Annotated in this window: 9 protein-coding genes; 5 read left to right on the top strand and 4 right to left on the bottom strand. The window is 72.8% G+C overall.

Annotated elements, in window-relative coordinates:
* Positions 1-109: 109 nt before the first annotated feature.
* The 3 genes from AB0B33_RS19925 to AB0B33_RS19915 all read right to left on the bottom strand — a co-directional run bounded on the left by AB0B33_RS19925 (position 110) and on the right by AB0B33_RS19915 (position 6045).
* Positions 110-1711, bottom strand: coding sequence for a carboxylesterase family protein (locus AB0B33_RS19925; RefSeq protein ID WP_360773665.1), 1602 nt, complete (start codon positions 1709-1711; stop codon positions 110-112).
* Positions 1712-1852: 141 nt separating this feature from the next.
* Positions 1853-2695, bottom strand: a complete 843-nt coding sequence (locus AB0B33_RS19920; RefSeq protein ID WP_360773662.1) for a transposase family protein — start codon at positions 2693-2695, stop codon at positions 1853-1855.
* Positions 2696-2826: 131 nt separating this feature from the next.
* Positions 2827-6045: a BTAD domain-containing putative transcriptional regulator gene (locus AB0B33_RS19915; protein WP_360773659.1), complete on the bottom strand. Its 3219-nt coding sequence runs from the start codon at positions 6043-6045 to the stop codon at positions 2827-2829.
* 324 nt (positions 6046-6369) lie between these two features.
* Between AB0B33_RS19915 and AB0B33_RS19910 the strand changes: the two genes are divergently transcribed.
* The 4 genes from AB0B33_RS19910 (at position 6370) to AB0B33_RS19895 (ending at position 8678) form a co-directional block, all read left to right on the top strand.
* Positions 6370-7329, top strand: coding sequence for a winged helix-turn-helix domain-containing protein (locus AB0B33_RS19910; protein WP_247019666.1), 960 nt, complete (start codon positions 6370-6372; stop codon positions 7327-7329).
* 185 nt (positions 7330-7514) lie between these two features.
* Positions 7515-7781 carry a hypothetical protein gene (locus AB0B33_RS19905; RefSeq protein ID WP_360773657.1) on the top strand — a complete coding sequence of 89 codons (267 nt, stop codon included), beginning with the start codon at positions 7515-7517 and terminating at the stop codon, positions 7779-7781.
* Positions 7782-7825: 44 nt separating this feature from the next.
* The gene (locus tag AB0B33_RS19900; RefSeq protein WP_360773654.1) at positions 7826-8293 is read left to right on the top strand and encodes a DUF4383 domain-containing protein; all 468 of its coding nucleotides are present in this window, start codon (positions 7826-7828) and stop codon (positions 8291-8293) included.
* A 1-nt stretch (position 8294) separates the two neighbouring features.
* A complete protein-coding gene (locus AB0B33_RS19895) occupies positions 8295-8678 on the top strand; it encodes a VOC family protein (RefSeq protein ID WP_360773651.1) in 384 nt (127 codons plus the stop codon).
* 1 nt (position 8679) lies between these two features.
* Here the strand turns inward: AB0B33_RS19895 and AB0B33_RS19890 are convergent, their stop codons facing one another.
* Entirely contained in the window at positions 8680-9702 is a 1023-nt protein-coding gene (locus AB0B33_RS19890; protein ID WP_360773648.1) for an NAD-dependent epimerase/dehydratase family protein, read from the bottom strand.
* 168 nt (positions 9703-9870) lie between these two features.
* On the opposite strand from AB0B33_RS19890, the gene AB0B33_RS19885 reads away from it, so the two are divergent.
* The gene (locus AB0B33_RS19885; RefSeq protein ID WP_360773645.1) at positions 9871-11466 is read left to right on the top strand and encodes an ABC-F family ATP-binding cassette domain-containing protein; all 1596 of its coding nucleotides are present in this window, start codon (positions 9871-9873) and stop codon (positions 11464-11466) included.
* Positions 11467-11493: the final 27 nt, after the last annotated feature.

Raw genomic sequence — 11493 nt, 5'->3', positions numbered from 1 at the left:
CGGGCCTGAAAGTCACCGGCCGCGACGGGAGCGACGCGATCCGTGGTGTCCCCCGGACACGAAGAAGGGGACTGCCCTCGCGGACAGTCCCCTTCGGCACCAACGGGTTTCAGGCTCCCGGCGGAGGTGGCACGGTCGCCCAGAAATCGCACTGGCTGCGCGTCGCCAGGTCGATCTTCTGGTTGCCGCCGGCGGACGCGAGGTCCAGCGACAGCGCGTCACGCGCCGTTCCCGTGCTGAAGCGTGGCCACGTGGGCAGGCCCGAAGCGTTCGGGTCGCCCGTGCGGGCGAACGTCGACCAGTACTTCACCATCTGGTCGGAGAGCGCTTGCTGCGGCGCGTTCAGCGTCGCGCCGGTGAACTTCGGGAACAGGTAGTTCAGCTCCGCGCCGTGCTCGGCACCCTCGTCGAAGCCGGGGACGTCGACGACCGGCGGGGCCGTGCGGTCGGAGAACTGGTAGACGAACAGCTTGGCCTGCCCGGCGATCGCGGCGCGGTACGCCGTGACGTGCTGGCAGGTGGCGAGCTGGTCGTCCCCGGCGTCACTGAGCACCTGCGACAGCGCGAGCCCCGGCGTCGGGTACGCGGCCGCGGGGTACTTCGCCAGCACGCGGTCTGCGTCCACGCCGAAGGTGTTCCGGATGATCCGCGGGTACGACTCGGCGGTGACCGGGTTGCCCGCGGCGTCGTACTGGATGCTGACGATCAGCCGCATCTCGTCGCGGTTGTTGCCCCACAGCATCGGCACGCGGTTGAACCTGCCCTGCCGGAACGCGTCGATCGGCTGCAGCGGCTGTTCGCTGCCCCCGGCCACCGGTCCCTGCGGCAGCGGCGGCCACGCCTGCATCAGCGCCTTGACGTCGGTCTTGCCGCGCAGGCAGTTCGCGGCGGTGGCGGCGTCGGCGCAGCCGGACTGCGTGGCCACGGTCGTGCCCATGGTTTCGGCGGCGTCCTTGGTGAGCAGCGGCGATCCGCAGCTGTAGGTTTCGCCGATGGCGCGCTGGAACAACCCGGCCGAGGCGGGCGAAGCGAGGTGGATGCACGCGGACCCGGCGCCGGCGGACTGGCCGCCGATGGTGATGTTGCCCGGGTTCCCGCCGAAGCCGGCGATGTTGCGCTGCACCCACTTCAGCGACGCGCGCTGGTCCTGGATGCCGAAGTTGCCGGACTGCACGCCGGGCGTCTCGCCGTCGAGGGACGGCAGGGCGAGGAAGCCCAGCACGCCGACGCGGTAGTTGACGGTGACGACCACGACGTCACCCTGCGCGGCCAGGCGCGCGGCGTCGTAGGTGGAGCTGGTGCCGTTCTGGAAACCGCCGCCGTAGAACCAGACGACCACCGGCTTGACCCCGGCGGTCTTCGGCGCGAAGACGTTCAGGTAGAGGCAGTTCTCCTCGTAGGACTCGATGATCCCGCCGAGGCCGCCGAGCTGCGCGCACTGGCTGCGGAAGTTCGTGGCGTCGAGGACGCCGTCCCACGCCTTCGCGGCCTGCGGTGCCCGCCAGCGCAGCGCCCCGACCGGCGGGGCGGCGTACGGCACGCCCTTGAACGTCACCAGGTCGGCGGCCGCGGTCCCGCGGACCACACCGGTCTCGGTGAGCGCCAGCTCCCCGACGTACTTCGCCTCACCGGCGGCCGCCGGACCGGCGACCCCCGACACCGCGAGCGCGACCGCGGCACCGACCGCGGCGACGGCTCTACCCCATCTCATCAAAGCTCCGAAGGTTCTCTCGCCGGAAGGGACGGTCGGAACGCTAGGCGCGCCCGCTTCCAATCCGCTTCCCCACCGGCGAGAGCACCCCAATGTGGCGCTCGGTGCGGCTGACGCACCGAAGGCCACATTGAGGTTTTCTCAGTAGCGTCCGTGGTGTTCGTGGTGGGTGAGGACGAGGGCTGCTTGGACGATGGCGCCGATGCGGTGGGGGCAGAGGCTGATGTGCTGGAGTGCTCGCCAGCGGGTTTTGAGGATGGCCATGGCACGTTCGCCGAGAGCGCGGAGTCGGCTGTGGAGCAGGTTGTGGACCCGCTGGCGGGTGCCGAGGGGTGGTTGACCTGCGGCTTTCTTGAACGGGGTATGGATTCCGATGCCGGCTGAGTGGTAGGCCTTGTCGGCCAGTGTCGGCAGGCCTACGGCTGCGGCGGCGGTCAACGCGCCGACGATGCCGAGGTCGCGGGCGGCGGAGAGGTCGTTGCGGGAGCCGGGCAGCACCGGCGAGGTCCAGAGCGGGAACCCGCCGGGGCTGGCCAGGAACTGGATGTTTCCGCCGAAGGTGCGGTGCTTGCCCGAGTACCACAGATGCACCGTGGCCCCACGGTTGCGGCCTTTGGTTTTGGTGGTGGTCGCCGCGACCCGGTCACAGGTGAACAGGGAGCCGTCCAGGACCATGTGTGTATCGCCGGTATCGCGGCGTTGCGCCAGGACCTGGTGCAGGTCCGGGGCCTGGGCAGCCAGGGCGGTGATGGCTTCGTGCAGGTAGCGGTAGGCGGTGGCGATGCTGATGCGGTGGTCGGTGGCCAGCCGGTGCACCGGGATGGCGTCGCGGAACCATCGCAGTACCAGCACCGCGTGCCGGTAGGGGGTCAGCGCCCGCCGGCCCCGGCGCGTGCCGCGCCGTAGCCGTTCCGCCCGCAGGACACCGGCGACGAACCAGACCAGGTCACCTGACACATCGAGCGTGGCGCCATAATTGATCACGTGGGGCCTCTGGAACCTCGGACTTGATCTTCGCAAATCCAGTCCTACCAGGGGCCCCACGCCTCATCTCAGGGCAGCACGCACCTGTCCAGCCCCAGTCTTACTGAGAAACCTCATTGGGGCGCTTGGGGTCAGAGGCGGGCGAGCACCTCGCGGGCCCGGGTCTGCAACGCGGGGAGCCCGGCCGCCAGCCGCAGGCCTTCGCCGCACAGGCGGCGCGCTTCCTCTCGCCGCCCCTGGCCCGCGTGGGCGCGGGCCAGCGCGAGCAGGCAGCGGACCTCGATCAGGCGCAACCCGCCGCCGCGGGCCAGGTCGAGGGCTTCCGTGCCGATCAGCAGGACCTCCGCGTGGTCGCCGCGGGCGCCGTGGACCGCCGCCATGCCGCTCAGCGCTTCCGCCACGTGCCACGGCGAACCCCAGTGCCGGGCCACCGCGACCGCCTCCTGCTGGTGGCGGACCGCCGAGCACGTCTCCCCCAGCGCCGCCTCCGCCCTGGCCAGCGCGTTGAGCGCGCCCACTTCGGTCTCGCGGTTCTGTTCCTGACGCGCGATCTCCAGCCCCTGCACGGCTTGCGCGCGGCCCTGCTCGAACTCGCCGAGGTCGATCGACACCAGGCTCAGCCCGCACAGCGCCGAACCCTGGCCGTACGGGTGGGAGTGCGCCTTGTGCAGGTCGAACGCCCGGGTCAGCGACCGCCGCGCGCCCGGCAGGTCACCCTGCAGCCGTTGGACGACGCCGATCCCGACGAGCACCACCGCCTCCCCGAGCTGGTAGCCCTCGTCGACCGCGAGCTCCAGCGCCTCGTCGAGGCATGCGCGGGCGGCGTCGAGCAGGCAGCGCTGCCGGTGCACCGAAGCCAGGTTGTTCAGCACGCTCACCTGGCCCAGCCGGTAGCCGGACTGCCGCTGCAGCTCCAGCGCCAGCTCGAACTGCGAAGCCGCCTCCTCGAACCGGCCGGCCACCCGCAGCGCGATGGCGGACGCGTTGAGCGCGGCGGCCTTGCCCTCGGGCCAGTCCACGCGCTCGAACACGCGCAGCGCCTCGGTCATCCACTCGACGGCCTGCTCGTGCCGTTCCCGGTGGACGAACGCCAGGCCGATGCTCTGCGCGGTGACCGCTTCCACCGCGGGCACGTCGAGGCGGCGCGCGGCGGCCAGGACCGTGGTCGCGATGTCGACCCACTCGACCCGCCGTCCCCGGTGGTAAAACGCCGAGCGCACGGCGTCGGCGAGGTACCAGGCGATCGGGTACGGCCCGTCGGTGACCGCCTGCGTGACGACGGCGCAGAGGTTCTCGTGCTCGGCGTCGAGCCAGGCCGCGGCCTCGGCGGAGTCGGCGAAGGAGAGGGGGTTCGCCGGCACCACCGCGGGCTCGCGCGGCAGCCGCGGGTCGTGCCGCCTGCCGAAGATCCGCTCGGCCGCGTCCGCGCCCGAGAGGTACAGCTCGACGAACCGGCGCCACGCCCGGGCCCGCGCCGCCGGGGCTTCGTGCGCCCCGGCCTGCCGCAGCGCGTACGCCCGCAGCAGGTCGTGCAGCCGGTAGCGGCCGGCCACGTGCTGCTCGACCAGGTGCGCCGCGGCCAGCAGCCGCAGCTGCCGCGCCACCGCGTCGACCGGGTCGCCGGTGAGCGCCGCGGCGCCGCGGGCGGTGAAGTCGGCGCACGAAGCCAGGCCGAGCAGCCGGAACAGCCGCCGCAGCTCCGGGGCGAGCGCCTCGTAGGAGACGGCGAACGCCCGCGTCACGGCGCTCTCCTCCGCCCCGTCCACGACGAGTTGCTTGAGCCGGTCGCCCTTGGCGAGGTCCGCGGCCATCGCGGCGACCGTGGTGTCCGGGCCGGTCGCGATGTTCGCGGCGGCGATCCGCAGCGCCAGCGGCAGGTGCCCGCACAGCTCGGCCAGCTCCCCGGCCGCCGCCGGCTCGGCCGCCACCCGGCCTTCGCCGAGCACGCCGCCGAGCAACGCCCGCGAGTCGGCCTCGGTCAGCGCGCCGAGGCCGAGGGAGAACGCGCCGTACTCGGCGACCAGCCTGCCGAGCCGGTGACGGCTGGTGACCAGCACCGTCCCGGTCGGCGGCAGCAGCGGCAGGACCTGCTCGGCGTCGCGGACGTTGTCGAGCACGAGCAGCACCTGGCGGTCGGCGAGCAGCGACCGGTAGAGCCCGGCCTGCGCGTCGACCTCCTCCGGGATCCGCCGCGGGTCGGCGCCGAGCGCGCGCAGCAGCTGGGCCAGCGCGACCGCCGGCTCCATCGGCTCGCGATCGGCGTCGAACCCGCGCAGGTTGACGTACAGCTGCCCGTCCGGGAACCGCTCGCGCACGCGGTGGGCCCAGTGCAGCGCGAGCGCGGTCTTCCCGACGCCGGGGATGCCGTGCACGAGCCAGACGTCCGACGCGTAGGACCCGGCGCGCGCGGCGAGCTGGTGGTCCAGCTGCGCCAGCTGTTCGGTCCGCCCGGCGAAGCCCCGGACGTCCCGGGGCAGCTCGGCGGGCCGGGCCGGGACGACGACCTCGCCCACCGGCGCCGGCGGCTCGGGCGGCTCGTCGCCGTCGCCCTTGAGGACCTGCAGGTGCATCGCCCGCAGCCGCTCGCCGGGTTCGACGCCCAGCTCGGCGTCGAGGCGCTCGCGGGTCGCGGTGTAGACCTCCAGCGCTTCCGGCGTCCGGCCGGACCGCTGCAGCGCGAGCATCAGCTGCTCCTGCAGCCGCTCGCCGAAGGGGTATTCGTCGACGAAGTGGCGCAGCTCCCGCACCACGTGCGTGTGCCGGCCGGTGGCGAGTTCGGCGTCGAAGAGCGTCTCGAGCGCGGTCATCCGCTGCTCGGCCAGGAGCTGGCCGCTGCGCCGGACGAGCACGTCGGTGACCCCGCCCAGCGGCGGGCCCTGCCACAGTTCCAGGACCGCGCGCAGGCGTTCGACGCCCCGGCGCGGCTCCCCGCTCTCGATCAGCCGCCGCGCGTCCTTGGCGACGTCGTCGAAGAGCTCGGTGTCCAGTTCGCCGGGCCCGACCTCGATCAGGTACCCCGGTTCGCGGCGCACGATCACTTCGCGGCCGAGCAGCTTGCGCAGCTCCCAGACGCGCACCTGCAGCTGCCCGCGCGCGCTGGCCGGCGGGCGGTCTTCCCACAGCAGTTCGATCAGCTGGTCTTCGGAGACGACCTGGTTGGCGTTGAGCAGCAACGCGGCCAGGACGGTCCGCTGCTTCGGGCCGCCGAGCCGGGCGGGCCCGTCGACGCCGACCGCCGACACCGGCCCGAGCAGGCGGTACTTGAGGTCCGTGAAGGCCGGGAGCGTCAGCACGGGCGCCGGCCGGGTCCGCACCGGCACGGACCGGTACGAGACTTCGTCGGCCGTCATCGGCGTCCTCCGGCGCGCCGGAGGAACCGCGCTCTGCGTGCGTCGTTCGTCATGCGGGCGTCCGCCTTCCCCAGTAAAGTTCAGCCCCAGTGACGGAAAGTGTTCAGATCGTCACCACGTCGTCCCCCGGCCGGGTGAAGACACTCTCGTCGAGCCGAACGTGCCAGCGGCGCGCGAGCAGCGTCAACCGGCTCGAAAACGTTTCGCGCCAGCCCGAAACGTCCACTCGGGACCCGAATTCCGGAACCTCTGTGACGTCGGGCCCGTGCCAGCGAAAACCCGCTCCACCAGGGCTATCCTCAGCCGGGAAGGGAGCGGTCGGCGTTGTTGAAAATTCACTTCACGGAGGCGGACCTGGCGCGGGTGACCATCGCCGAGGACGCCGACCCGATGTGGGAGCTGCTGATGAGCAGCTACCGGATCCGGCGCCCCGAAGGCGAACCGCTGTTCGGCCGGTGGCGCCGGGGATCACGCTCCGCAGTCCCCGAGTCCGGCCGGCTGCTCATGTCGGCGGTACCGCCGTACGGCTATTGCCCCGACTTCCTCACCCCGGCCGGCGCCCGCACCATCGGCGAAGGCGTCTCGACGGTGCTCGAAACGACGTCCCCGGTGCTGGCGGCCGACGTCGCCGAGCTGGCGGCGCAGGGCACCCGCGTGCCGCCGTGGCTGCGGCGCCTCGGCGAGGGCGAACCCGCCGAACTGCGGCGCCTGGGCACGGCCCTGCACGACTACTACCGCCAGTGCGTGGCCCCGGACTGGCCGGCGGTGCGCCGCGCGGTCGCCCGCGACCGCCGCCGCCTGCAGTCCGGCCTGGACCGCGGCGGCCCGCAGCTGCTGCTGTCGACGTTGCACCCGGACATCACGTGGACCCCGCCGGTGCTGCGCGTCCGCTTCCCGATCGAGCAGGAACTGCACCTGGACGGCCGCGGGCTCCGGCTGATCCCGACGTTCTTCGCGCACGGCATGCCGACGACGTACAAGGACCCGGGCCTGCCCCCGGTGCTGGTCTATTCGATCAGCCACACGCGCTTCGACAGCGACGCGGAGCCGGGCCCGTCACTGGCGGCGCTGCTGGGCCACACGCGGGCGCGGGTGCTGATGACGGTCGCGATCACGCGCTGCAACACCAGCGAGCTGGCGGAGCTGACGGGGATTTCGCTGGCCACGGCGAGCCAGCACGCGTCGATCCTGCGGGCGAGCGGGCTGATCACGAGCGCGCGGTCGGGCAAGTCGCAGATCCACGAGATCACGCCGCTGGGCCTGGGAGTCATCCGGGCGAGCTGAGGGACTTGCCCGGCGTGTTAGCCTGTCGCCGTGCAGCGCCCCACGATGTTCTCGCGACTCGTAGTCCGGCGCGCCGGCTGAACCCAGGTCGCCGGCGCGCAGCTCCGGCGATCGCGGATTCCCCGCGGCACCTCTTTCGGGACCTGGCCCCGATCCCATCCGCACTTCCCCGTGGAGATCACGCCATGTCCAGTCCCACGTCTTTCGCCACCCGCCCGGCCATGCTGCTGCGCCGCCGCATCGCCACGTACTTCACCGGTGGTGCCGGGGAAATCCCGGCGCTGGTCCGCGCGCTCGGTGGCACTTCGGTGCACGAGCTGTCCGTCGACATCAGGGACGGGGTCCGGGAGAGCAGCATGGTCTGCGCCGTCCTGCTGGGCGGCGACGAGATCGACGGTCTGCTCGAGCAGCTCCGCGCGTTGCCCTCGGTGGTCTCGGCCGAGCTCGCCTGACGCCGGCTCCGTTTGCCGGCGCGGCCGCCGGGTAGCCCCGGCCCATGACGGATGTGCGAGTTCGACGCAGTACCGCCCGGACCGCCGCGGCGCTGTTCGGGATCGCGTTCCTGGCGGTGGGGGTGCTGGGGTTCGTCCCCGGGATCACCGCGGACTACGGTGCCTTGCGGTTCGCCGGGCACGAGTCGGGTGCGCAGTTGTTCGGCGTGTTCACGGTGTCCGTGCTGCACAACCTGGTCCACGTGCTGTTCGGTGTGCTCGGCGTGCTGGCCTCCCGCGCCAACGGGAGTTCGCGGGCGTTCCTGATGATCGGCGGCGGGGTTTACGTGCTGCTGTGGGTGTTCGGCCTGGCGATGGACCACGACAGCGCGGCGAACTTCCTCCCGATGGACAACGCCGACGACTGGCTGCACCTGGGTCTCGGAGTGGCGATGATCGCCACCGGCATCGCGACGACCGCGGCGGATCGCGCGCGGGGACAGTACCCGGAGCCGGAGAAGCAGGGCCGCTGAGGTGCTCCGGCTCGGTTTCCCGGTGATCGGCGTCTCCGACGTCCCGCGCGCCACCGCCTTCTGGACGGCGGCGCTGAACCTCGTCGCCACCGACGAGTGGGCGAGCGAGGGCTGGCGCACCCTCGAGCACGCCGACGGCTCCGGGCGCGCCCTCGGGCTGATGTCCAGCGAATCGGTGCCCGAGCCGTACCCGCGGATCCACCTCGACCTGCTCGTCGACACGACCGAGGAGCACGAGGCCGAAGTGGCCCGGCTCCTGCGGCTCGGGGCGTCCGAGGTGGCGTGGGACCGCTACCCGGCCGTCCCGGACTTCGTCGTGCTCGCCGACCCGGACGGCAACCGCTTCTGCGTGGTCGACCTCAGCAGGGCTCCGTCCAGCGGCTGACTCACGGCTTCCGGCCCACCCCGGTGGCGATCTCGTGCAGGCGGTGGCGGTCCGGGGCCAGCGGCGCGGTGTCCGCCCCGGCACCCGCACGCAGCCCGGCGAGGAACTCCTTCAGCGTGTCCGCGGCATCGTGGCGCGGCTGCCAGTCCAATTCGGACTGTGCGCGGCTCGTGTCGAGCAACGGCAGCCGCAGGACGGCGTCGAACAGCCCCGGTGTCGCCGGGACGGCGTGCAGGCGCCAGGCCGCGGCCACCGCGGCCCGGACCACGGCCGCCGGCACCGGGATCGTGCGGGCGCCCAGCAGGTCCGCGGCGAACCGCGCGTCCACCACCGGACCGGTCGCGATGTTGAACGCCCCCCGCACCGGCCGGGTCACCGCCTGGCGAACGGCGTCCGCGAGATCCGCTGTGTGCACGATCTGCGCACGCAGCCCACGGACGTCCGGCACCACCGGGAGCAAGCCCGGCCGCACCAGCGAGCCCGGGACGAAGGGCCCGGCGAAGAGCCGCCGCTGTTCGGTCGCCGCGGCGCGCTGGAACACGAACCCCGGCCGCAGGCGGACGACGGCCGGTTCCGGGTGCCGGACCTCGAACGCGTCCAGGTACCGCTCCAGATAAGCTTTTTCCCGCGTGTAGGCCGCTCCTGGCCAGCCGTGCGTCGGCCAGTCCTCGGTGACCGGCTCGTCGTCCGTCCGCGGGGAGTACGCCCCGATCGAGGACGTGTACACGAGTTTGGGCACGCCGGCGGCCGCCACCGCGTCGAACACCCGCATCGAGCCGAGGACGTTCGCGCGCCACGTCCGTTCGGGACGGCGGGCCGGCTGGAACAGCCACGCCAGGTGCACGACCACGTCGGCGCCGCGGAAGTGCGGCACGAGGTCGTCGCGCTCGACGTCGGCCGTGACGATCCCCTCCGCCGGCCGCCTGGCCAGCCCGACGACCGTGCCGACCCGCGGGTCGGCGCGCAAGGCGGCGACCACGCCCGTCCCGATGTTGCCGGTTGCTCCGGTGACGACTACGCGCATGCACGGCGGCTACCCCGCACCCCGGCGGTCAACCCTGCTATCTTCGGAAGCGTGGCAGGTGACGTCGACATCTCCGGATAGCTCCGGAGCAGGCAGGCCCCCGGCAGCGCCGGTGCGGGCCGCCCTTGTCGACCACCTTTTCCGCCACCCTCCACAAAGGTCTTCACCGTGTCCGAAATCGTTCTGTCCGGCCTGTCCTTCTCCTGGCCGGACGACACCCCCGTCTTCGACCGCCTCTCCGCCACCTTCCCCGGTGGGCGCACCGGGCTCGTCGCGCCCAACGGCGCCGGCAAGACGACGCTCCTGAAGCTCGTCGCCGGCACCCTGACCCCGTCGGCCGGCAGCGTCGTCACCGACGGCGTGCTCGGCTACCTCCCGCAGGACCTGCCGTTGAGCGGGGAGCCGTCCGTCGCCGAAATCCTCGGCGTGGCGCCGGTTCTGCGTGCGCTCGCCGCCGTCGAATCCGGGGACGTCGCCGAGGAGCACTTCACCACCATCGGCACCGACTGGGACGTCGAGGAACGCAGCCGCGCCCAGCTCGACCGGCTCGGGCTCGGCGACGTCGCACTCGAGCGCACGCTCGGCACCCTCAGCGGCGGCCAGATCGTCTCGCTGGGTCTCGCCGCGCAGCTGCTGAAGCGCCCCGACGTGCTGCTGCTCGACGAACCCACGAACAACCTCGACCTCGACGCGCGGCGCAAGCTCCACGCCGTGCTCGACGACTGGTCCGGCTGCCTGCTCGTCGTCAGCCACGACCGCGCGCTGCTCGACCGGATGGACCGGATCGCCGAGCTCGACCGCGGCGAAATCCGGTTCCACGGCGGGAACTTCACGTCGTACGAAACGGCCGTCCGAGCCGCGCGTGAGGTCGCGGAGAAGAACATCCGCAGTGCCGAACAGGAAGTCAAGCGCGAGAAGCGGGAACTGCAGCAGGCGCGGGAACGCGCCGCGCGCCGGGCGAGCACCGCGTCGCGCAACCTCGGCAACGCCGGGCTGCCGAAGATCTTCGCCGGCACCATGAAGCGCAACGCCCAGGAGTCGGCGGGCAAGGCGGACGGCACGCACACCGCGCGCGTCGGCGCCGCGAAGGCCAAGCTCGACCAGGCCGAGCGCGAGCTGCGCACCGAGCAGAAGATCAGCTTGGAGCTGCCGCAAACGGTGGTGCCGGCGGGCCGGACACTGTTCCTCGGCGAGGGCCTGCGCGTGCGCGACCTCTTCGGCACCGGCGTCGACCTCGCCATCCGCGGCCCCGAGCGGATCGCGCTCACCGGCCCCAACGGCGCCGGGAAGTCGACCCTGCTGCGGATCCTGCGGGGCGACCTCGAGCCCGGCGGCGGTGCGGTGTCCCGCGCCGACGGCCGGATCGCGTTCCTCTCCCAGCGGCTGGACCTGCTGGACGACGACCGCTCGGTGGCCGAGAACCTGGCCGCGGCCGCCCCCGCGTTGCCGACGGCGCAGCGGATGAACCTGCTGGCCCGCTTCCTGTTCCGCGGCTCGCGCGTGCACCTGCCGGTCGGCGTGCTCTCCGGCGGGGAACGGCTGCGCGCCACGCTGGCCTGCGTCCTGTTCGCCGAACCGGCGCCGCAGCTGCTGCTGCTCGACGAGCCGACGAACAACCTCGACCTGGTGAGCACCGGACAGCTGGAGAGCGCGCTGGCGGCGTTCCGGGGCGCGTTCGTCGTCGTCAGCCACGACGAACGGTTCCTCGACGCGATCGGCGTCGACCGGTGGCTGCGCCTGGAAAACGGTGACTTACACGGGTGACGTCGCACGACGGTCGCCGCGGGGGTG

Origin of the sequence: Amycolatopsis sp. NPDC049159, assembly GCF_040648295.1 — a bacterium.
Lineage (GTDB): Bacteria > Actinomycetota > Actinomycetes > Mycobacteriales > Pseudonocardiaceae > Amycolatopsis > Amycolatopsis pretoriensis_A.
Note: the sequence above shows the minus strand (reverse complement) of the source record. Positions and strands in the feature narration are given on the sequence as shown.